Origin of the sequence: Streptomyces sp. FIT100 (assembly GCF_024584805.1) — a bacterium.
Classification (GTDB): domain Bacteria; phylum Actinomycetota; class Actinomycetes; order Streptomycetales; family Streptomycetaceae; genus Streptomyces.
In genome coordinates, this window is record NZ_CP075715.1 from 7012228 (window position 1) to 7033184 (window position 20957).

Genomic DNA, 20957 nt, shown 5'->3' on the forward strand with positions numbered 1-20957 from the left:
AAGTAGCGCACGTGCCCGCCCCTCAGCCCCTGTTGCCCGGAGGTTCACCGATCATGACCGCTCCCCGGCGGCCGAACATCATCCTCTTCATGACCGACGACCACGCCCCGGCCGCCATCGGCGCCTACGGCAGCGTGATCAACAGGACCCCGGCGGTGGACCGCCTCGCCGCCGAGGGCACCGTCTTCGAGAACGCCTTCTGCACCAACGCGATCTGCTCGCCCGCCCGGGCCACCCTGCTCACGGGCACCTACAGCCATGTCAACGGCATGACCTCGCTGGAGGGCCCGGCCCACCGGTTCGACGCGGGCCAGCCGTCGTTCCCCAGGATGCTCCAGGAGGCCGGCTACCAGACCGCCATCATCGGCAAATGGCACCTCGGCCACGGCGAGGGCCACGACCCGCAGGGCTTCGACCACTGGGAGATCCTCCCCGAGCACGGCGTCTACCACGACCCCGACTTCGTCTCCGCCGACGGCACGAGGAAGTACCCCGGCTACGTCACCGACATCATCACCGACCTGGCGCTGAACTGGCTCGACGGACGCGACCCGGACAAGCCGTTCTGCCTGCTCGTCCAGCACAAGGCGCCGCACCGCCCCTTCGAGCCCGCGGCACGCCACCGGCACCTGTACGAGGACCGGGACATCCCCGCCCCGCCCACCCTCCACGACGACCTCGCCGGCCGCGCCCCCGCCGCGCACGAGGCGCGGATGAGCATGGAGGACCTCACCGACGAGGACCTCAAGGGCGTGCCCGTACCGCCCGGGCTGTCACCGCGCGAGGAGCGCGAGTGGCGCTACCAGCGGTACATCAAGGACTACCTGCGGGTCATCGCCGCCCTCGACGAGAACGTCGGCCGGGTGCTGCACTACCTCGACATCAGCGGCCTGGAGGCGTCCACCGCGGTCGCGTACACCTCCGACCACGGCTTCTTCCTCGGCGAACACGGCTGGTTCGACAAGCGGTTCATGTACGAGGAGGGCATGCGCATCCCGCTGGTGCTGCGCTGGCCCGGCGTCACCGGGGCCGGCGACCGGCGCGGGGAACTGGTGGCGAACATCGACTACGCCCCCACGCTCCTCGACATGGCGGGACTCGCGCCGCACCCGCGGATGCAGGGCCGGTCGCTCCTGCCGCTGCTGAGGGGAGAGGGAGAGGAGGAGCGCGGCGAGTGGCGGGACGCCGTCTACTACCGCTACTACATGCATCTGGACGTCTGCCACAACGTCCAGGCCAGCTACGGCATCCGCACCCGGACGCACAAACTGATCCACTACCCCGGCCACGGCTCCGGCGCCGACGGGTCCAAGGACGCGCCGCGCACGCCCGCGTGGGAGCTGTTCGACCTGGCCGAGGACCCGAACGAGCTGCACAACCGCTACGACGACCCGCACTACGCCGGCGTCGTCGAGGAACTCACCGCCCGACTGGACGAGTTGCAGCGCCACTTCGGCGACACCCCGGAGGGCGTACTGCCGTCCCCGACCACCGCGGCCCCGCCGGCCTCCTGAAGGGAAGCAACCCCCCATGACGACAGACCCCGAGCTCCCCGGCGCACGTCCCGAGCTCCCCGGCACCCGCCCGGCGACCGAGTGGCTGGCCGACGCCGTCCTCTACCAGATCTATCCGCAGAGCTTCGCCGACGCGGACGGCGACGGCATCGGCGACTTCGCCGGCATCGAGCAGCGGCTCGACCACCTGGCCTGGCTCGGCGTGAACACCGTGTGGCTCAACCCCTGCTTCGCCTCGCCGTTCGCGGACGCGGGCTACGACGTGTCCGACTACCTCACCGTCGCCGCCCGCTACGGAACCAACGAGGACCTGGCCCGGCTCGCCGACAGCGCCCGGCGCCGCGGCATCCGCGTCCTGCTCGACCTCGTGGCGGGCCACACCTCCGACCGGCACCCCTGGTTCACCGCGTCCGCCGACGACCCGTCCGACCACCGCTACATCTGGGCCGATGCGGGAAGCGACCCGGGTGACGGCTTCCAGCCCTCGCCCGGCACCCGGCCCGGCTGGTACAAGCCGAACTTCTTCCCCAGCCAGCCCGCCCTCAACTTCGGCTACGCGCGCACACATCCGGACGAGCCCTGGCGGCAGCCCGTCGACGCCGAAGGACCGCGCGCCAACCGCCGGGCCCTGCGCGAGATCATGGACCACTGGCTCGGCCTGGGCCTGTCCGGCTTCCGCGTCGACATGGCGGCCTCGCTCGTCAAGGACGACCCGGGACACGCCGAGTCGGCCCGCCTCTGGCGCGAGATGCGCGACTGGCTCGACACGAGGCATCCCGGCGCCGCGATGCTCTCCGAGTGGGGCGACCCCGCCGTCTCGGTCCCGGCCGGCTTCCACGCCGACTTCTTCCTCCAGTTCGGCGCCGACGACGACGGCCTCAAGCTGCGCTCCCTGTGGAACAACTCCACCGGCACCGTCAGCGAGCAATGGGCCCCGCTGGCCCCCTACTTCGGTGCCGAGGGCGCCGGCTCACCGGCGATCTTCCTCGACGGCTGGAAGGCCGCCACCACCGCCATAGCCGAGGCGGGACGCGGCGGCTTCGTCGCCCTGCCCACCGCCAACCACGACTTCTCCCGCCTCGCCTGCGGCCCGCGCACCGCGGAGCAGCTCCCCGCGGCCTTCGCCTTCCAGCTCACCTGGCCGACCCTGCCCGCCGTGTACTACGGCGACGAGATCGGCATGCGCTACGTCCCCGGCCTGCCGGAGCACGAGGGCAGCGTCCTCGGCCCCCGCTACAACCGGGCCGGCTCACGCACCCCGATGCAGTGGGACTCCACCGCCAACGCCGGCTTCTCCACCGCCCCGCCCGAGCGCCTCTACCTCCCCGTCGACCCCGACCCCGCCCGCCCCACGGTCGCGGCGCAGCGCGAGGACCCCGGCTCCCTGCTCAACCTCGTACGCCGCCTGATCGCGCTGCGCAAGGCCGCTCCCGAGCTGGGCAGTGCGGGCGGCACGCAGGTGCTGCACGCCGGATACCCCTTCGTGTACGTACGCGGCGGACGGTATCTGATCGTGGTCAACCCCCGCCGTACGGAGGCGGAGTTCACGCTCCCCGAAGGAGTCACCGTGGGCGAGACACTGGAGGCGTCAGGGGTAGGGGTCGGGGTGCACGACGCGGTGGTGAGGGCCGCAGGCTTCGCGTACGGCATCTTCACGGTCACGGCCGAGGGAGGACGATGAGCGACGGACCCGGCCCGTCCGCGTGCTGCGCTCCTGGGCGCGGGCGACGGGCGAGCACGCCGGCGGCGCCATCCGTCCGGCACACGGCCGTCACCGTGGAACCGCACGGCGGCTGGTGCGCCTTGACGGGCGGCGCCTTCCTGATGGGCAGCGACGACTCCCCGTATCCGGCGGACCGCGAGGGCCCGGTCCGCCAGATGACGGTCGACGCCTTCGCGATCGGCGCGACGGCCGTCACCAACGAGGAGTTCGCCGCCTTCGCGGGGGCCACCGGCCACCGCACGGACGCCGAGCACTTCGGCTGGTCCTTCGTCTTCGGAGGCTTCCTCCCCGACGACTTCCCACCCACCCGCGCCGCCGCCGCCACCCCCTGGTGGCGCCAGGTCCACGGCGCCGACTGGCGCCACCCGGAAGGCCCCGGCTCCGGTGTGCGGGACCGCCGGGACCACCCGGTGGTCCACGTCTCCCACGGCGACGCCCTCGCCTACTGCCGCTGGGCGGGGGCACGGCTGCCCACCGAGGCCGAGTGGGAGTACGCCGCACGCGGCGGCCTTGAGGGCATGCCGTACCCCTGGGGCGAGGAGCGCGAGCCCGGCGGCCAGTACCGCATGAACATCTTCCGCGGCGCCTTCCCCGGCCGTAACACCGCGGCCGACGGCCACCGCGGCACCTGCCCCGTGGACGCCTTCCCGCCGAACGCGTACGGCCTGTACAACACGGTGGGAAACGTCTGGGAATGGTGCGCGGACCTCTTCGCCCCCGGCGCGAGAGTGCTCAAGGGCGGCTCGCACCTGTGCCACGAGTCGTACTGCCTGCGCTACCGCACCTCGGCCCGCATGGGCAACACACCGGACAGCTCCAGCGGCAACACCGGGTTCAGGGTGGTGCGGGGCCGGTGCCGGTAATGCCGGCTGTGTGGCAGCGGTGAGCCGCGCCCCGGAGCGGCGACGGGACTTCAACCGCCCCGCACTCTGCGGGGGCACGCCTTGGGGATCGTCCTACGGCGGCATCTGCCGCAACCTGGTGGCCTCCTGAGTGAGTCCGGCGACGCCGGCCTGGGGTAGGCCCGCAGCCTGGAGAACGTTTGCGATCTGATCAATGGTGTTCGGGAGTCCCGTGTTGCGGACAGCCCGCTCGGCCGGGTTCTTCGCGATGGCGTACTGGTTCTCCCGGCCGGTCACGAAACCCGCGATGGCCTGGGCCGAGGTGGTGATGCCCACAGCCGGGGCGTCGTAGTTCCCGCCGATGGGCACGGTGGTCCGGATGAAGTGCAGGATCGTCTTCAGCTCGATCCAGTAGGCGTAGGACTCGCCCTGGTGTTGGGCATCCGCCGCCCCCAACAACGCGTGACCGAGTTCGTGCAGCGGAACCATCGCGGACAGGAAGTTGACATCGGCGTCCTGAAGGTTGTCCATCCATTGCTGCTGCAGTCTCACGAATATCACCGGCAGGTAGTAGTGCGGCCCCTCCTCGAAGAGCCGGTACTCCGGCATCGGATATTCCAGCGGAGGGCCGGGGTAGTCCAGGTTGTACTCGTTCATGAACCGCTGGGTGGTGAACGCCAGCAACTGGCCGCGGGAGACCGCGGGGACGTAGAGGGCATTGTTCGCCTGGCCCGCAGCGATGCCCATATTGACCGGAGCGTTCGGGCTGAAGCAGAGGATTCTGACGTCCGCCACGTTCGCGGGAAGCTCATACAGCACATCGGCGACCTGGGCACTCTGGGCGAACCAGGCCCTGAGACGCTGATATCGATCAGTGATCATCTGAGGAATGGGCATCTCCCGCCTCCCCTGCCGCCAGTTCGCCCGGCAGGCCGGCACTCGGCGCAGCCAAGGGGGCGCCTTCCTCAATCCATCAACTCACCGGGGAGGACCTCCTGCATCTCGGGGCGGGAGAACCGCCGTTCGGCGCGGGAGTCTCCGCGGACGTGCCAGAAGCCACGAGTTGATTTGCCTCGCGCGGCCCGCAGGCGAGGCCCCAACCGCGTTGACCTGCCGGCCGGAGCTCACTCCAGATGCGATGACCACCGCCTGGGGGCACCGTGGAGTGAGGACAGCGATGGGATTCCTGCGCCGAACTCCGCCGGGGTGGGACCAGGAGCCGGAGCGGCTGATGCAGTGGGGTGGCTGTCGCGGCCGCGCCCGTACGGACGGAAGGGACGGGGCGTGAGAACGATGGCCGAGAAGGTGTACAGCATCATCGAGGTGGCGCAGCAGGACGGGAAGTGGGGGTACTCGGATATCAACTTCTCCGAGGGGCGGTCGGCCCATTCCCCGGAGTCCGCTGCCGGGCCGGGATGGCGGCAGATCAGTCCGGTGGCGATCGCGGGCAGCGGCCTGGCGGCGGCGGGATCCGGCGAGGACCAGCGACGGGTCTACTACCAGGAGCAGGACCGCAGCCTGGTCGGCGCGGCGTACGACCCGTCGTCGTCGGACGGGCACTGGGCCGGGTACCGCGTCTTCACCAGGGAGACCGGCGCCCCGACCGCCGACGTGGGCAGCGCGGTGGCGGTGACGGGCCGGATCGGGGGCCTGCGGGTCTACTACCTCGACGACGGCCGGGGCGAGGACGGCCGGCGCCCGGTACGGCTGGCGGAACGGGGACGGGAGTGGACGTACAGCGTGTGCGCCGACGCCCCGCGCGGCTCCCCGATCAGCCCGCTGGCCGCCGTCACCACCGAACAGGGCGAGTACGCCTACTACCTGGACGCGCGGGGCCACCTGTTCGAGGCGTCCTGGCTCGGGGAGGAGGGCTGGTCGGTCTGCGACGTGACCTCCGGCATCGAGGGGTGCCCGACCCCCTCCTCGCTCAGCCGGCTCACCGCCGTCGGGTGCGGGACCGACTCCCGCCTCGTGTACTTCCTCGACGAGAACAACCGCCCCGTCCAGCTGGAGCACTCGGTCATCGCGGGTACGAAGAAGCGGCCCGAGGGCGGCGTGGAGTGGCGGCTGCGCCGCCTGTCCGACTACGGGGCCCCGGCCGCGGCGGCGGGCAGCCAGCCGGCGGTCGTGCTCACCGCCGACGGCCATCCGCAGCTCTACTACCTGGACGTTGACCGGATGGTGGTCGAGGTGGAGTTCAACGGCCGCGGGTGGGAGGTCAACCGTGCGGGCGCGGACGCCGATGACGGCGCGGGCGCTCCCGCGGCGGCCGGCGCTAGCTCCCTGGCCGCCGTGCCGGGCGGCGACCGCTCGGCGGCCCAGCTGTTCTACCTGGGCGCCGCCGATCTGGGTGACGGCCCGGGCGACAACCACCTGATCGAACTGCGGGGGGCCGGGGACAGGTGGACCTCCCGCAACCTGGGCGCCGAGCTGGACCTCCCCGACGTCGCCACCGGTGTGCCCAGCCCGTTCGCCGCCATCCGCACCAGCGGCCCGCGCGTCTACTACACCAGCGAGGAGTAGTCGGCGCCGCGGGCCGCCGGCCCGCCGGCCGTACGCGCGAAGGAGCCACCCATGCGCATGAACGAGACCTACCAGGACGCCGTGAGCGGAACGCTCATATCCGTGAACAAGGGCAGCCGGACCAACATGACGGTCACCAACGCCACCCCGGTGCACCTGCTGGTGTACTGGGTCGGCCTCGACGGCCTGCTGTACGGCCGCAACCCGCGGACCCAGAAATTCGCCCCCGGTCATCCGGGCCAGGTCCTGGACCCCGGAGCGACCGCGACCTGGAAGAACATCGACCGCTCCTACTATTTCGTCGCCAAGGCCGGGTATTCGGGTGCCTTCGCGGCGGTCTGGCGGGCCACCGAGGACAACGCCGCCGTGACCCTGACGGGCCGTGACCTGCTGGATCCGGACGACATCGGGGAGACCCCCGTGCCCACCAGCTCCGTGATCATCCCGCCGAACGGGCCGAGGATCCTGGTGGGGGCCGGGGTGCTGCCGAACGGCAACTCCGTCACCCGTGAGCAGTTCTGGCAGCGCCTCCCGGAGTCGTACAGCCTCGCGGCGGGCGAGGAGAAGAACGTCAACTACACACAGACGCAGGGGATGCAGGCAAGCTCGTCGGACACCAAGACGGTGACGGCATCGGTCAGCGCGAGCGCCAGCGCCGGCTGGGGCCCGTTCAGCGCCTCCGTCAACGCCTCCTTGAGCAAGTCCTCGACCAGGACCCAGCAGGTCACCGTCTCCACCCAGACGACGAGCTTCATGTCGAACCAGTACACCAACGACAGCTCCCACGGCCGGATGTGCCTGTTCTGGCAGCTCACGGACGTCCTCACCGTGTTCGACTGCACGGGGACGCCGCTGTCGTCGGTCGTCTCCGCCAAGGGCCCGACGGTCGTCTGGGGGCCCGTCAACGTTGACGAACTGGACACTGAGAAGCCGGGCACGTTCGCCCAGCGCGTCGACGAACCGGACCTGCCCGAGCTCGTCTCCGTACGGCCGGCGTTCGAACCACCACGGCCAACGCTCTCGCAGTCCGGAACGCGGAGCCGCGTTCCGGGCACGGGTACGACCACCAGCAGCCGGAGGAGATCATGACGACAGCCGGCGCCCGCCCCATGGGCGTGACCCCGGGCGGCGACTACACAGCGGTCATCGAGGTGGCACGGGAACCGGACGGCTCGTTCCAATGGACCAACCTCAACATCGCCGCCGGGACGAAAGTGGGCCCCGGCATCCTCAGACCCGCTCCCTTCCCGTCCCTGACCGGCGGGTTCGCCGCCACCGCATGGGGATCGGTCAATCGGCGCGTCTACTATGCGAACGCCGACGGCGCCGTCGGTGAACTGGCGACCGACGGAAACGGCTGGACGTACCAGAACTTCACCAGCGGCGAGGGCACGCCCGCGGCCGCGTGGAACAGCCCGCTGGCCAACAGCGGGATGCGGTCCGGGACGATGGCGCTCTCCTACGTGGACGAGACCGGTCAGCTCATCATCATGAAGTTCAGCGGCGACTGGACCTGGGGTGCCAACCCCAAGCTCCCCCAAGTCCCGGAGCGCAGCCCGCTGACCGCGATGCAGAACGGCCGCGGCCGTTTCGTCTACTACTTCGACAGCGGCAACCACATCACCGAGGTGGAGGAACAGGGGGTGGCGGGCAAGCTCACCGATCTCACCACGTACGCGAGCCTCCCCGCCGCATCCCCCATCAGCGGGTTGTCCGCCGTGGGCTGGGGCACGGACAGGCGCCGCGTCTACTACGCGGACCGCCAGGACAACCTCATCGAGGTGGTGGGCTTCGGGGACGACGGCGGATGGAAGTGGCAGAACCTCTGCAAGCTGAGCGTCAGCCAGCCCAAGGACGGGAGCCCGCTGGCGGCCGCGGTGGGTCCCGAGACCCTGGCAGGCGTCGCCCTGTGGAACGAGGCGTCCGAACCGCTCTGGGCGAGTTGGGACGGCGGGTGGTGCAGCCGGCAGATCCACACGACCGTGGCTGCCAACAGCTCCGTGGCAAGCGTGGTGGACAGCGACGGCCACCCCTGGGTGTCCTACGTGGACAAGGACAACCACCTCTCCCTGTGGCGAGGGCCCGAGGCGGACTGGCAATGGTGGGACCTGACCGCCGATCTGCGCCTTCCGGCCGCCGCCAAGGTGGCCACCCAAGGTCCCCTGGCCCTCGTGCACACCGAGCGCGGCCCGCGCGTCTACTACCTCACCGACGAGCCCGAATTCTGACGGACCCCGCCCCGCACGTGGATGCGCGGCAGGTGATCGGAGCGCACCATGCGAATGAACGACACCTACCAGGCGGCCCTCGACGGGACCCTGTTCTCGCCCCCCAAGGAGTCCAGGGCCGAGATCCTCGTCTTCAACGACCTCTCGATCCCCCTCGATCTCTTCTACCTCGACCAGTCCGGCGACCTGTGCGGGCCCGTCGACGGGAACTGGACCGCGGGCCTGCCAGGGCTCGTACTGGAGCCCAACGGCGGCAACATCGTGATCAGCGGTGACTGCTGGGCGGACGGCTACTGGCTGGCCAAGTCCCACTACTCCGGCGCCTTCGCCGCCGTCCTGCAGAACCTGCCCGGGAAGAGCACCATGACCTTCTCCGGATCCGACCTGCTGGACCCCAACAACATCGGACCGATCCCCCAGCCCACGGCCGACATGCTCATCCCGCAGGACGGCCCCAGCGTCCTGGTGGCCACCGGTCTCGTCCAGCACGGCGCCACGACCCGGACTCCGGTGACCACACCGGGAGACGACCAGGTCGGACTCGGCGTGGCCGTCACCCGTGAACAGTTCTGGCACTGCACGGGAGAGTCGTACAGCCTCGCCCCCGGCGAGAGCCGGACCGTCAGCTACACCGTCACCCAGGGCAAACAGGACAGCAGCTCGGAGTCCGACACCACCAACGCCTCCGTCGGCGTGAGCGCCGGCGCCGGCTGGGGCCCGTTCAGCGCCTCCGTCTCCGCTTCCCTGAGCGAGTCCTCCACCACCACCCAGCAACTCACCGTGTCCACCCAGTCGACCTCCTTCATCTCCAGCACCTACGTGAACCTGAGCCGGCACTCCGAGCTCAACCTCTTCTGGGAACTGACCGACGTCGCGACCGTCTACGACAAGGACGGCCGGCCCCTCGCCTCCGTGCTTTCCGGCGAGGCCCCGGCGGTCGTCTCCGGGCCCTGGGAGGTCCAGGAGATCGAGGAGACGAAGAAGAAGGAGCTGAAGCCGAAGGCCAGGCACGACCGGCCCGCCAAGGAGTGAGCGGACCTGAGCGATCCAGGACCGGATGTCCCCACCAGGGCCGGAGGTTCTTGTGGACCCCGCGCCGTGTCCGCCCGTCCGTCAGCAGCCCGAACCAGCGCTCGACCTGGTTGGGCCACGGTGCTCGGGCATGCCAGGCATACTGCTGGGCCGGCGCCTTGCGCGGACGTCGCCTGCCGCGGCCGGCGCACCGGCGTCTCGCGTACGCCGCCGGTCGATGTCGGTCGATGCCGGCTCAGCGGCAACACCGGGTTCAGGGGCGTGCGGGGGCCGGTGCCGGGTGCTCGTGGGGCGGACACCGGCGGCGCTTGTCGGGGAGCAGCTGGGTGATGCCCTGACCGTCGCAGTGCTCCAGCAGGGGCATGGTGACGCGTCGGGCGGTGTCCAGGGCGCGGCTCGCCGCACCGACGGTGAACGGCTGGTCGAGTCCGCTGAGCCGCTCGGCCGCCAGCCGCGGGGCGTCCGGCAGCAGCACCACGTGCTCCGCGAGCCGCAGCACCGCCCCGTGGCTGGCCGCCGCCGCCAACTCGCGTCGGCCGAGGCCGAGTTCCGGGAGGCGTCCGGCGTGCGGGGCGGCGAACGGCCGGCCGGCGAGCTCGGCGGCGAGCCGGCGCACCGCGTCCGCGACGGCGGTGGGCAGGGAGTCGGGTCCGGCGGTCACGCGCCCGCGGCTCATCCGCAGGGGCGGTGCGACCAGCGCCTCCACGAGTGCGGCGGAGGGCAGCCCGAGACGCTGCCGAGCAGTCTCCAGCGGTATGCCGCCCTCGGCGGGCCGCTCGGAGCGGTACGCGGCGACCAGTTCGGCCAGCCGGGCACGCAGGGCGGACCAGTGGACGGGCTCGGCGAGCCAGTCGTCCGCGACCGGCGCGGTACGGACGACGACCCCCAGCGCGGTCAGCTCCCCGCGTCTGACCAGCAGTCGGCGCCGTAGCTCGGCCGCCTCGTCCAGAGCGCCCCGGGCGCCGGCCAGTTCGCCCGCCCGTCGTGCCGCGGCGCCGCGGCGCCGCAGGTCCGGTGGCTGGGGATCGAGCACCGTCAGACCGGCCAGCACCCGCCGCAGACCGGGATCGCGCAGCACCGCGCGGTCACCGATGCGCAGCGGCAGCGGCTCCGGCAGGGTCAGCCGGACGATGTCCGCACCCAGCGGCCGTACGCGCACCGGCACGGCCGCCGAGCCGACGTGGGCGACAGCGGTGCGGGGCAGCTCGGCGGCCGGGGCTCCGCCGTGTACGCGCACGTCGCAGCGCAGGCAGGGGAGGAAGCCGTCCGGCGTGAGCAGGGCGTCGCCGCGGCCCGTCGACTCCTTCCCGAGGCCCCGGAGGTTCACGGCGACCCGGGCGGTGGCCCCTACCGAGCCGGTCTCCTCGCCGAGGGCCTGCAGCGCCCTGACGCGCACGGAACGGCCGGACCGCGCGGTCACCAGGGTGTCGCCCCGCCGGATCCGCCCCGCACCGAGCGTGCCCGTGACCACAAGACCACTGCCGCGCACGGTGAAAGCACGGTCGATCCACAGCCGCACCGGGGCGTCCGCGTCCCCGTCCGGCAGCCGCGCGGCAAGCCGGCCGAGGGCGGCACGCAGCTCGGCAAGGCCCGCGCCGGTGCGGGCGCTGACGGCCACGGCCTCGACGCCGCCGAGGGCGCTCGCGCGGATCCGCTCCTGTGCCTGCGCCGCGGCGGGGCCGGGATCGGCCAGATCGCAGCGGGTGACGGCGAGCAGTCCGTGCCGTACGCCCAAGGCGTCCACGGCGGCGAGGTGTTCCGCGGACTGCGGTTTCCAGCCCTCGTCCGCGGCGACGACGAACAGCACGGCGGGCACCGGCCCCACACCGGCCAGCATGGTCGGGACGAACCTCTCGTGTCCCGGGACGTCGACGAACGCGAGCCGCTCGCCCGAGGGCAGGTCCGTCCATGCGAAGCCCAGGTCGATGGTCAGACCACGGCGCCGCTCCTCCGCCAGCCGGTCGGGGTGGGTGCCGGTCAGCGCCTGGATCAGCGTGCTCTTGCCGTGGTCGACATGCCCGGCCGTCGCGATGACCCGCATGCTCACCGACCCGCCGCGCGCAGCACCGCGCCGAGGACGGCGCCGTCGCACTCCTCCGGCACGCATCGCAGGTCCAGCAGCAGCCGGCCGCGCACCACCCGGCCGAGCACGGCCGGTTCACCCGTGCGCAGCGGTGCCGCCAGAGCGTCGGGGAGGCTGAGCGCGCAGGACGGCAGAACCGTCCCGGGGGCGCCGCCTCCTCCGACCACCGCTTCGCAGGGCACGACACGGCCGTCGAGTCCCCGGCGCGCAAGGTCCTCCGCCAGGCGCAGGGTGCGGGTGCGCAGCAGCGGCAGCGACAGGTGCACGGCGGCGTGCACGGGGGGCTCGGGACCGCGCAGCGTCGCTTCCAGCGCGGCCAGGGTGAACTTGTCCACGCGCAGGGCGCGGGCCAGCGGATGGCGGCGCATCCGCTCCACCACGGCGGCGCGGCCGAGGACCAGCCCTGCCTGCGGACCGCCGAGCAGCTTGTCCCCGCTGGCGGTGACCAGCGTGGCCCCGGCGCGCAGTGTGGTGGCCGCGTCCGGCTCACCCGGCAGCAGCGGGTCGGGTGCGAGGAGGCCGGAGCCGATGTCGACCACCACGGGCAGGCCCAGCGCGGCCAGTTCGGCGGCGTCGACTCCTCGGGTGAAGCCGCTCACCGTGAAGTTCGACGGGTGGATCTTGAGGATGAAGCCGGTGTCCGGGCCGACGGCGTCCGCGTAGTCGCCGAGCCGGGTCCGGTTGGTGGTGCCGACCTCGCGTATCCGGGCGCCGCAGCAGGCCAGCAGCTCGGGTATCCGGAAGCCGTCGCCGATCTCCACGAACTCGCCCCGGCTGAGCAGGATGTCGCGCCCCGGGGCCAGCGTGGCCGCGGCCAGGGCGAGGGCGGCCGCTCCGTTGTTGACCACGTGCACGGCCTCGGCGGCCGGTACCGCCTCCCGCAGCGCCGCCATGGCGCTGCGGCCGCGTGATGCCCGTCTGCCGGTGGCCAGGTCCAGCTCGACGTCCGTGTAGCCGCCGGCCGCCGCCATCGCCTCCAGCGCCGACCGCGACAGCGGGGCCCGCCCCAGATTGGTGTGCAGCACCACGCCGGTGGCGTTGTACACGGGGCTCAGCCCGGTCCCGCGTGCGGGGAGCGCGGCGAGCGCGGCACCCACGGCGTCGTCCGGCCCGATCCGCCCTTCGCGTACGGCCTGCTGGGCAGTGGCGACCGCGGCCTTGACGACCGTCCTGCCCAGCCGTGCGGACGCCTCGCCCAGCCGGGGATCGCCGAGCAGCAGCGTGGTGCTCGGCACCCGCCGCCGGGGGTCCGGGGTCTGTGCCGGGCTCCAGGCCGGGCTCGCGACGCCCTGCGGCTCCAACTCCGGCGTTGCCGCCGGTCGCCGACTCCCCGGTGGCCCTTCGGGCACGGAGGGTACCCCCACCGCGTCGCCCGCGGCGGCAGTCGCCGATGACACAGCCTCCTGCGCCTCGGATCCGAAGCCGCGTGTCGCGGCTTCCCGATCCAGCCTGGCACCCGGCACAGGCCCCGGTGGCTCCGGCTGCTCGTCCGCCACCCGCGCCACCCCGATCGAAGTCAGCGGAGGCGGACGGGAATCGAACCCGCCTGGCCCGGTTTCCGGACCACACCGATGTTGAAGATCGGGAGGGGCACCAGCCCGCCCAACGCCTCCGGAGCATGATTGTTGTCCCGGCACACTCCTGGGGCAAGAGGTGAAATCATCGCCGTATGACGACAGTTGGCCCTGCAGCCGGACCCGCCGCGCCCGTGCGGCTGACCCAGTACGGACACGGCGGCGGCTGCGCCTGCAAGATCCCTCCCGGGGAGCTGGAGACGATGGTCGCGGGACTGCTGCCGTCCCGGATCCCCGGACAGCCCCCGGACGCCGACGGGGACCGGCTGCTGGTCGGACTCGACGACGGGGACGACGCCGCGGTCGTGCGCACCGGTGACGGCTCCGCGCTGGTGTCGACGGCCGACTTCTTCACGCCGGTCGTCGACGACGCCCGCGACTGGGGCCGGATCGCCGCCGCCAACGCCCTGTCCGACGTCTACGCGATGGGCGGCCGGCCCGTCGTCGCGCTCAACCTGCTGGGCTGGCCCCGGGACGTCCTGCCCGCGGACCTTGCCCAGGAGGTCCTGGCGGGAGCGCTCGATGTCGCCGGCAGGGCCGGCTGCTTCGTCGGCGGCGGCCACAGCATCGACAGCCCGGAACCGCTCTACGGAATGGCCGTGACCGGACTGGTGGACCCGGACCGGCTGCTGCGCAACGACGCAGGCCGGCCGGGTGTGCCGCTGACCCTGACCAAACCGCTGGGCGTCGGGATCCTCAACAACCGCCACAAGCGCACGGGAGAGGTCTTCGCGCATGCCGTCGCCTGCATGGCGGAGCTCAACGACAGGGCCGGTGCCGCGGCCCTGGAGGCCGGCGCCGTGTGCGCCACCGATGTGACCGGATTCGGGCTGCTCGGCCATCTGCACAAGCTGGCGCGGGCGAGCGGCGTCACCGCCGTGGTGGACACCGGCGCCGTCCCGGTGCTCGACGGCGTATGGGAGTCCCTGCGCGCCGGGTACGTCAGCGGCGGCACCCGGCGCAATCTCGACTGGGTGCGCCCGCACCTGGACGCGGGGCGGGCGACCGCCGACCAGCTGCACTTGCTCGCCGACGCGCAGACCTCCGGCGGGCTGCTGGTCGCGGGGGAGGTACCCGGCCACCCGGTCATCGGGGAACTGGTCCCCGCCGTGGCCGGCACGACACTGGTGGTCCGCTGAGCCTTGTGCTCGGTGCTCGGTGCTCGGTGCTCGGCGGTCGGCGGTCGCGGACCCGCAGGCCTTGTGCTCGGTGCTCGGCGGTCGCGGACCCGCACGCCATGCGGCCGGCGGCCGCATGGCGTGCGCGAGGACGGGCCGGCCCGGACGTCGTCACCGACGCGGGTGGCATGACCCGTGCAGCCGATGCGTCAGCCCAGTCGGACGCCGCGCTCGGCCGGCCAGGCCACCGGATCCACCGCAGACCCGTAGGACGGCGTGAGCCCCCCCGCAGGCGATGCCCGGGGCCCGCGGCCGGCGCGCCTACCGGTAGCGGATGTGCAGATGGTTGTCGTGGTTCGGATAACTCGTGGTCAGCCCCTCCGAGATCAGCTGCGGATCGTTGAAGAAGACCAGCTCGACATGGCCGGGTGCCTTCGCCCGGATCTCCTGCACGAGCCGGCGGGTGGCCGCGCGGTCGTAGGTCGACGACTGCCAGGTGATGCGCCCGGCGGTGCACTGCGCCGAATCGGTGCGGATCGGCCACACATCGATGTCCATCCCGACTTCGTGGCTGGCGTGACCGGGTATGTCCCCGCCGTGCTCGAAGCCCGCGTCACCGACCGGCAGTCTGCCGCTCCCGGTGGAGGCGAAGGCGGCAGCGGCGGCCTCCAGTTGGGCGACGGCGCCCGCTGTCGCCCAGTGGGCGCCTGCGTTGCCGTCGGGGCTCTGCGCGCACATCGTGCCGGCGCCGAAGTCGATGTTCTCGTAGTGCCAGAGCAGGTTCTGCCAGGTGACCGGCCCGACGACGCCGTCCGCACCGATCCCGGCGTGGGTCTGGAAGGTGCGCACGGCGGAGGCGGTGGCCGGTCCGAAGTTCCCGTCGACCGTGAGGCCCGCGCCCCGCTTGGCGTTGAGCAGCGACTGGACGGCGTTCACCGCGGGCCCGTTGTCGCCCTGCCGCACGGTGACGGCGAGCGCTCCCCAGGTGGCGGGCCCGGCGATGCCGTCCGCGGTCAGGCCCTTGGACTGCTGGAAGCCCACCACGGCGCTGTGCGTGCCCGGGCCGAAGACTCCGTCCACGGCCACGGAGCGGCCGTGCGCGGCGAGCAGGTGCTGAAGCGCGACGACGTCGGTGCCCCGGTTGCCGCTGCTCGTCAGCGGGAACGCGGCCTGAGGGAAGGCATGTGCGGGGACGCCCAGTCCGAGGAGCAGACCGGCCACCGCGGCGAACAGCGTGATGATCCGCGCGAGTTGTCTCATGATTCCTTCCTCACTTTCCCGACTGGAGGGCGTCCCAGGTGGCGGGGCCGACGATGCCGTCGGCGCCGAGCCCGCGCGAGGACTGGTAGTCGCGCACGGCCTGGGCGGTGCCCGAGCCGAAGACGCCGTCGATGGCCACCGTCCGGCCGAGCGCGGCGGTCAGCGCGCGCTGCAGTCGTGTGACGGCCTCTCCCGTCGAGCCGCTCTGGATGGTGGGGGTGGATCCGCGGGACAGCAGGGCGGTCCAGGTCCTGGGGCCGACCGCGCCGTCCGCCGTGAGCCCGGTGCCGGTCTGGAAGTTCCTGGCGGCGGTGGTCGTGTCGGGGCCGAAGACGCCGTCCGGTGTGCCGGGGTCGTGGCCGGCGGCCTTCAGCAGGCACTGGGCGGCCTTGACCAGACCGCCGGTCGAGCCGCTCTGGACGGTGGTGTACGCGGTGAAGTCGAGGTTCGCCCCGGTGCAGGTGGGCGTGGGCGGGGTGGTGCCGGTGCCCACGTCCAGGTAGTCGCGGTCGATGTTGATCGAGTAGCCGCCGTAGGACTCGGTGACCTCGCCGACGTACTGGTGGATCCGCTGGTGGTCGGACCACTGGCTCGCCGGCACGTAGGTACCGGTGTCGGTGTCGGCGGCTCCGTTCCACCACGCGTAGAAGAGGTGGTCGACCCGCGTGTAGGCGCTGTTGTCGTACTCGCCGGCGGCGTCCCTGATGCCGGAGGCGGCGCTGGAGTAGAAGCCCGACAGATAGCCGCTGCTGTGCAGCCGCTCGGTCCAGCCGGACAGGTACGACAGCACGGCCGCCTTGCAGGAGGCCGTGGAGGTGTACGCCTCGATGTCGCTGTAGATGGCGCTGCCCGCCGGGATGCCGAGGTTCGACGCGGCGGTGATGGCGCCGGCCGCCGCGGTGACGCCCTGGGACCTGGCCGTGGCGGGGTCGGCGGACATCTTCAGCGAGTAGCTGGTGCACGGTGCCTGGCGGCCGACGTCGATGGGGATCAGACGCCATCCGTTGGCGGTCTGGGCGGTCACCCAGCTCGCCGTCAGGTTCGGCTGGGCGCAGCCGCGGAAGGAGCCGCTGATGTAGACGCCGACCGCGCTGTACGGCGAGCTCGTCTGCCAGGCGTCCATGGCGGCCTGGGAGGGCGCGGTGCAGGCGTCGAAGCCCTTGCCGAGGTAGCTGCCCGGTTGCGGCCCGGCCGCGGCCAGCGGAGCGGCGTCGGACCGCTGCGCCGCACGGGGCAGCTCGGTGCGTTCGGCGCCGGCGGTGAGTTCCGCGGAGGCGAGGACGTCGCGTACCAGGGCCTCGGTCCCCGGGGCGTGGGCCGCGGTGACGAGGACCCCGGCGTCCTCGACCGCGATCTGGATGGTGTCGTTGCTGGACGCGGCGGCCGGGGCGGTGGCCCTGCCGCGCGCCGTCCGCGCGGTCGCCGCCGATGCCCGCCCGGCGGAGCGGGCGGTGAGGGGCTCCACGACGATGCCGGCCGTCCGGCCGACGACGCGGGCGGGGCAGTCGTTCCGGTCGGCGGGCTCGCCCACGTAGACGGTGGGGCGGTCGAACCGGAGGCAGGCGCGCGGGTTCTCGGCCAGATCGACCACCTGCCAGTCGGCGGGCACCGCGATGCGGTAGCCGTGGAACGTGACGGTCCGCCGGCCCTCGGGCGGCGAATCCGCCACGGCGGGGCCGGGGTCGGCGAACGCGCCGATGCCGGCGAGCACCGCCAGCAAGGCCGTTCCGGCGCGGACGCGCCACAGGTGCCACAGGTTGCGGGACGACATCAGGGCACTCCTACTCGATGCGGGGGAGAGCGAGGAAGAGCGGCGCGGCAGATGTGCGCCGTGCCGGGTCGAGCGGTGCTGTGCGCGTCGGACTCGCTGTTCGGATGCCGGGACCGGGCGTGGCCGGTACGGTCCCCAGTGAAGGGCATGGTCATGACAAACAGACGAAAGGGATCGGTCCGTGCGTCGAATCCTCGTGCCTGCGTGCTGCCGAGTCTGGCGCCCCCGACCGCGGCGTGTCCACTCCAGGACCATCTGCCACAGGACCAGACCTCCGGCACAACACCCCTGTGAGCAGGGGCCGTTGAGCCGCAACCGTGCGATGCCGTCGGACAACCGGCGCTACCGGGGCACCGCGCAGGCGACGGAGGCGATCAGCGCGGAACACAGGACGGCCGTGCCGGTCAGCCGCCGCGCGAGCAGAGCGTCCCAGCGCTCCCCGTTCCCGGAGAGCCTGCGCAGGGCCGGGGTGAGAGCACGGCCCGCGCCGAAGCCCAGTCCGGCGGCCAGGGCGGGCAGGTACGAGCCCCCGGACAGCAGCACCGCGACCGCCATCGCGTACGGCGCGGTCGCCGAGAGGTAGGTGCGCACGCCCGTACCGAGCTCGAAGCCGAACTGCACGGCGCCGCGCATCAGATGGCGGCGCAGCACGTCCTGCGGTATCTGCCGCGCGTTCTGCGGCAGCCGTAGCGTCAGCCGGCCCGCGTCGCGCACCACGGCGAGCAGTGCGGCCGCCACGATCAGCCCTTGCCGCACACCGGCCGGAAGCGGTGCGAAGAGACCGGAGAAGAGCCACAGCACCCCGGCCGTCAGCGCCCCGCCCGCCAGCAGCCCGGCGGAGAACATGCCGAGCACCAGTGCCTGTCTGTACGTCGCCCGCCAACCTGGCGAGGCCAGCGCGAAAGCGCTGTTGCGCGTTCAAACGGACCCGGAGAGCGAATAGCCGGCAAGCCCTCCGGTGATCGCCCAGGCCAGCACGGGGGCGTGCAGGGCGGCGGCGATCGCGGCCGCCCCCAGGGCCGCCACGGGCAGGGCGGGATCGGTGAGCGGCCCCCGTACGGAACGGATGCGGCTCCGCCGGGCCGCGGGACGTCCGGACTCGCTCATCTACACGGTCCCGGTCAGCGTGCGCCAGGTGTTCTGGCCGACCACGCCGTCGGCGGTCAGGCCGTGCAGCGACTGGAACGAGACGACTGCCTGCCGCGTGAGCGCACCGAAGTTGCCGTCGACCGTCAGCGCGTGGCCGTGCTTGTTGAGCTGCCGCTGGGCGCCGCTCACGGCATCGTTCACGTCTCCCTGGCGGACGGTGACGACCAGCACCGGCCAGGTGGCCGGGCCGACGCTGCCCGTGAGGCCGAGCCCGTTCGCCGACTGGAACTCCTCGACCCGCGCCTCGGTGTCCGGCCCGAACACGCCGTCGACGTCCGTCGGATGACCGTGGTGGGTGAGCAGGTGCTGGACGGTGTGGACGTCGGGCCCGGTCGCCCCGCGGCCGACGGTCGGCCAGTCGAGGGAACCGGGGCAGCCGCAGTCGGTGGTCCAGCGGCAGATGGACTTCACCCAGCCGGAGCCGGTGTTGCGGTATCCGTCGTGGCAGCGCCGCTCGATACCGCAGCCGCAGTTGCCGCAGGCCGCGCTGTACGCCCACAGCCAGCCGTCGTAGGTGCCCGCGTAGCACTGGTTCGGCCGCAGCGTCCAGGTGACACCGTCGGACCGGTGGAAGCCGGTGTTCGTCCCTGACGTCACACAGGCGTCGGCGTAGATCGTGCTCGGCCCGCAGCCCGGGGAGCAGTTGTGGTCCGCGGCGTAACTCGGGCACGCGCCGGTCCAGATGTCGTAGCCGTCGGCATACGCCTGCCGGGCGGCGGAGAACACCCCCAGCGCGGCGAAGCCCGCGGCGGTCGCCGCCTGCAGCACGGTGCGCCTGCGTGGCGCGAAGGACGGCAGGGTCCCGCGCCGGGGCCGGGAGCGGCCGCCGCTCCCGGAGCGGCGCAGCATGGGCACGTCGTCCAGTGCGGTCATGGCAGGCTCCTCGGCGTTGCGAGTGGGATGTCGTCGAGCAACCGCAGCAGCGCGGTGGGCGTTCCGAGCGGTTCCGAGCGCGCGATCCGGCCGTCCGGATCGATGGCCACGGCATAGGGAGTCGCGGGGATGTCGTACGCCGCGAACAGCTCCGGACGATCGCCCAGGACCGGGACGGCGGACTCGCCGGCTCCCGGCGCGGTGCCGGCGTAGAGCCCGACCACCCGCGCGGCGGAGGCGTCGCCCCGGCGGGCGGTCCAGGCGCCTGCCTCGGCGAGCACCTGGCCACATGTGCGGCAGTCGGCGTCGAGGAACAGCAGCACCGCGGGGCGGCCCGGCGCCAGGAGGCCGTCGAGTCCTGCCGCATCGAGCCCGGGCGCCGATGCGCCGGACGCGATGCCCACCCGTCCGGGGCGGTGCTGCGCCGTCTGTGTGCGCGACAGTTGGTGCACCTGCCTGACCAGTCCCGAGACGACCAGCGCGAGCAGCGCGATCGCCGCCCACGAGACGATCAGGGCGCTGGTGGTGAAGTCCATCGCGTCGACACTCCTTCGGCGGTCCGGTGCACGGTGGCGCCGGTCGGGTGGTGCACGGTGGCGTCGGTCGGGTGGTGCACGGTGGCGCCGGTCGGGTGGTGAACGGCGTCGTCGGTCGGGTGGTGAACGGCGGCTGCGGCCGGCCGGTGCACGGTGGCTCCGGTCGGGTGGGGGACGGTGGCCCTGCCCGGCCGGTGAACGGCGGCCGCGGCCGGCTCGTGCATGGCGGCGGGCAGCGACCACAGCAGCACGGTGCAGGCGGTGGCCGCGAGTATCAGCGTGACCAGCTCCGCCGAGGAGAGCCGGACCGGGCCGGCGCCGGCGAGGACCGCCCCGGCCAGTGCGAGGCCGGCGAGCGCCGCGGCCCGCCACGTCACCCAGCGACTCAGGGGAACGTCCTCGTGCGAACAGCCGCACGGACCCCCGCGGCCGAGGGTGAGGGCGTGCCGCGTGTAGCCGGCGTAGAGCCCGAAGAGGCAGGCCGCCGCGGTGAGTACGGCCTGAAGTCCCCGTTGGTGACCCGTCGGCAGCGCGACCGCGCCGGCCGCCCCCAAGGCCCCTTCGACGAACGGCAGGACGGCGGCCGCGAACCTCAGGAGCCGCGGGCCCAGCACGCCGTGCGCCCGCAGCGCCTCGCCCAGGGCGGCGGGCCGGGCGGCGTGGGAGACCGCACCTGCGAGCAGGCCCAGCGTCACGATCGCGGCGGTCAGGCCGCCCAGGAAGCCGGTCAC

Annotated in this window: 18 protein-coding genes and 1 tRNA gene; 8 read left to right on the forward strand and 11 right to left on the reverse strand. The window is 72.8% G+C overall.

All coding sequences use genetic code 11. The features are described from left to right. The first annotated feature begins 53 nt into the window (after nucleotides 1-53). The 3 genes from KK483_RS31300 to KK483_RS31310 are packed head-to-tail and all read left to right on the forward strand — an operon-like array spanning nucleotide 54 to nucleotide 4100. The gene (locus KK483_RS31300) at nucleotides 54-1514 is read left to right on the forward strand and encodes a sulfatase (protein ID WP_262008576.1); all 1461 of its coding nucleotides are present in this window, start codon (nucleotides 54-56) and stop codon (nucleotides 1512-1514) included. A gap of 16 nt (nucleotides 1515-1530) precedes the next feature. After that, nucleotides 1531-3195, forward strand: coding sequence for an alpha-amylase family glycosyl hydrolase (locus KK483_RS31305; protein WP_262008577.1), 1665 nt, complete (start codon nucleotides 1531-1533; stop codon nucleotides 3193-3195). Further along, complete coding sequence (locus tag KK483_RS31310) at nucleotides 3192-4100, forward strand: formylglycine-generating enzyme family protein (RefSeq protein WP_262008578.1); 909 nt, start codon at nucleotides 3192-3194, stop codon at nucleotides 4098-4100. The genes KK483_RS31305 and KK483_RS31310 overlap by 4 nt, the downstream gene beginning before the upstream one ends. A 93-nt stretch (nucleotides 4101-4193) precedes the next feature. Here KK483_RS31310 and KK483_RS31315 read toward each other — a convergent pair whose 3' ends face one another. After that, nucleotides 4194-4976, reverse strand: a complete 783-nt coding sequence (locus KK483_RS31315) for a hypothetical protein (protein WP_262008580.1) — start codon at nucleotides 4974-4976, stop codon at nucleotides 4194-4196. 387 nt (nucleotides 4977-5363) lie between these two features. Between KK483_RS31315 and KK483_RS31320 the strand changes: the two genes are divergently transcribed. The 4 genes from KK483_RS31320 to KK483_RS31335 are packed head-to-tail and all read left to right on the forward strand — an operon-like array spanning nucleotide 5364 to nucleotide 9862. After that, nucleotides 5364-6602, forward strand: coding sequence for a hypothetical protein (locus tag KK483_RS31320; protein ID WP_262008581.1), 1239 nt, complete (start codon nucleotides 5364-5366; stop codon nucleotides 6600-6602). 51 nt (nucleotides 6603-6653) lie between these two features. Continuing rightward, a complete protein-coding gene (locus KK483_RS31325; RefSeq protein WP_262008582.1) occupies nucleotides 6654-7691 on the forward strand; it encodes a hypothetical protein in 1038 nt (345 codons plus the stop codon). Continuing rightward, nucleotides 7688-8830, forward strand: a complete 1143-nt coding sequence (locus KK483_RS31330; protein ID WP_262008583.1) for a hypothetical protein — start codon at nucleotides 7688-7690, stop codon at nucleotides 8828-8830. Before KK483_RS31325 ends, KK483_RS31330 begins: the two co-directional genes overlap by 4 nt. A gap of 48 nt (nucleotides 8831-8878) precedes the next feature. Continuing rightward, complete coding sequence (locus tag KK483_RS31335; RefSeq protein WP_262008584.1) at nucleotides 8879-9862, forward strand: hypothetical protein; 984 nt, start codon at nucleotides 8879-8881, stop codon at nucleotides 9860-9862. A 253-nt stretch (nucleotides 9863-10115) separates the two neighbouring features. Here the strand turns inward: KK483_RS31335 and selB are convergent, their stop codons facing one another. The 3 genes from selB to KK483_RS31350 all read right to left on the reverse strand — a co-directional run bounded on the left by selB (nucleotide 10116) and on the right by KK483_RS31350 (nucleotide 13558). Next, nucleotides 10116-11903 carry a selenocysteine-specific translation elongation factor gene (gene selB, locus KK483_RS31340; protein WP_262009765.1) on the reverse strand — a complete coding sequence of 596 codons (1788 nt, stop codon included), beginning with the start codon at nucleotides 11901-11903 and terminating at the stop codon, nucleotides 10116-10118. Nucleotides 11904-11905: 2 nt separating this feature from the next. Next, nucleotides 11906-13180: an L-seryl-tRNA(Sec) selenium transferase gene (gene selA, locus KK483_RS31345; RefSeq protein WP_399015479.1), complete on the reverse strand. Its 1275-nt coding sequence runs from the start codon at nucleotides 13178-13180 to the stop codon at nucleotides 11906-11908. 284 nt (nucleotides 13181-13464) lie between these two features. After that, nucleotides 13465-13558 (reverse strand) — tRNA-Sec (locus KK483_RS31350). A gap of 56 nt (nucleotides 13559-13614) precedes the next feature. On the opposite strand from KK483_RS31350, the gene selD reads away from it, so the two are divergent. Further along, nucleotides 13615-14658: a selenide, water dikinase SelD gene (selD, locus tag KK483_RS31355; protein WP_262008585.1), complete on the forward strand. Its 1044-nt coding sequence runs from the start codon at nucleotides 13615-13617 to the stop codon at nucleotides 14656-14658. Nucleotides 14659-14958: 300 nt separating this feature from the next. On the opposite strand, the gene KK483_RS31360 is transcribed toward selD, so the two are convergent. The 7 genes from KK483_RS31360 to KK483_RS31390 all read right to left on the reverse strand — a co-directional run bounded on the left by KK483_RS31360 (nucleotide 14959) and on the right by KK483_RS31390 (nucleotide 20957). Further along, nucleotides 14959-15897, reverse strand: coding sequence for a penicillin-insensitive murein endopeptidase (locus KK483_RS31360; RefSeq protein ID WP_262008586.1), 939 nt, complete (start codon nucleotides 15895-15897; stop codon nucleotides 14959-14961). A gap of 10 nt (nucleotides 15898-15907) precedes the next feature. Then, nucleotides 15908-17668: a glycoside hydrolase domain-containing protein gene (locus tag KK483_RS31365; RefSeq protein ID WP_262008587.1), complete on the reverse strand. Its 1761-nt coding sequence runs from the start codon at nucleotides 17666-17668 to the stop codon at nucleotides 15908-15910. Nucleotides 17669-18010: 342 nt separating this feature from the next. Next, nucleotides 18011-18514 carry a hypothetical protein gene (locus KK483_RS31370; RefSeq protein ID WP_262009767.1) on the reverse strand — a complete coding sequence of 168 codons (504 nt, stop codon included), beginning with the start codon at nucleotides 18512-18514 and terminating at the stop codon, nucleotides 18011-18013. 72 nt (nucleotides 18515-18586) lie between these two features. After that, on the reverse strand, nucleotides 18587-18775 hold the full coding sequence (locus KK483_RS31375; protein WP_262008588.1) for a hypothetical protein: 189 nt from the start codon (nucleotides 18773-18775) through the stop codon (nucleotides 18587-18589). Next, nucleotides 18776-19690, reverse strand: a complete 915-nt coding sequence (locus KK483_RS31380; protein ID WP_262008589.1) for a peptidoglycan-binding protein — start codon at nucleotides 19688-19690, stop codon at nucleotides 18776-18778. After that, entirely contained in the window at nucleotides 19687-20226 is a 540-nt protein-coding gene (locus KK483_RS31385) for a hypothetical protein (RefSeq protein ID WP_262008590.1), read from the reverse strand. Before KK483_RS31385 ends, KK483_RS31380 begins: the two co-directional genes overlap by 4 nt. Beyond that, on the reverse strand, nucleotides 20202-20957 hold the full coding sequence (locus KK483_RS31390) for a MauE/DoxX family redox-associated membrane protein (RefSeq protein ID WP_262008591.1): 756 nt from the start codon (nucleotides 20955-20957) through the stop codon (nucleotides 20202-20204). Before KK483_RS31390 ends, KK483_RS31385 begins: the two co-directional genes overlap by 25 nt.

Coding starts and splice junctions, on each gene's coding strand:
- KK483_RS31300 (WP_262008576.1), top strand. CDS start 54: ATGACCGCTCCCCGGCGGCCGAACATCATCCTCTTCATGACCGACGAC.
- KK483_RS31305 (WP_262008577.1), top strand. CDS start 1,531: ATGACGACAGACCCCGAGCTCCCCGGCGCACGTCCCGAGCTCCCCGGC.
- KK483_RS31310 (WP_262008578.1), top strand. CDS start 3,192: ATGAGCGACGGACCCGGCCCGTCCGCGTGCTGCGCTCCTGGGCGCGGG.
- KK483_RS31315 (WP_262008580.1), bottom strand. CDS start 4,976: ATGCCCATTCCTCAGATGATCACTGATCGATATCAGCGTCTCAGGGCC.
- KK483_RS31325 (WP_262008582.1), top strand. CDS start 6,654: ATGCGCATGAACGAGACCTACCAGGACGCCGTGAGCGGAACGCTCATA.
- KK483_RS31330 (WP_262008583.1), top strand. CDS start 7,688: ATGACGACAGCCGGCGCCCGCCCCATGGGCGTGACCCCGGGCGGCGAC.
- KK483_RS31335 (WP_262008584.1), top strand. CDS start 8,879: ATGCGAATGAACGACACCTACCAGGCGGCCCTCGACGGGACCCTGTTC.
- selB (WP_262009765.1), bottom strand. CDS start 11,903: ATGCGGGTCATCGCGACGGCCGGGCATGTCGACCACGGCAAGAGCACG.
- selD (WP_262008585.1), top strand. CDS start 13,615: ATGACGACAGTTGGCCCTGCAGCCGGACCCGCCGCGCCCGTGCGGCTG.
- KK483_RS31360 (WP_262008586.1), bottom strand. CDS start 15,897: ATGAGACAACTCGCGCGGATCATCACGCTGTTCGCCGCGGTGGCCGGT.
- KK483_RS31365 (WP_262008587.1), bottom strand. CDS start 17,668: ATGTCGTCCCGCAACCTGTGGCACCTGTGGCGCGTCCGCGCCGGAACG.
- KK483_RS31370 (WP_262009767.1), bottom strand. CDS start 18,514: ATGTTCTCCGCCGGGCTGCTGGCGGGCGGGGCGCTGACGGCCGGGGTG.
- KK483_RS31375 (WP_262008588.1), bottom strand. CDS start 18,775: ATGAGCGAGTCCGGACGTCCCGCGGCCCGGCGGAGCCGCATCCGTTCC.
- KK483_RS31380 (WP_262008589.1), bottom strand. CDS start 19,690: ATGACCGCACTGGACGACGTGCCCATGCTGCGCCGCTCCGGGAGCGGC.
- KK483_RS31385 (WP_262008590.1), bottom strand. CDS start 20,226: ATGGACTTCACCACCAGCGCCCTGATCGTCTCGTGGGCGGCGATCGCG.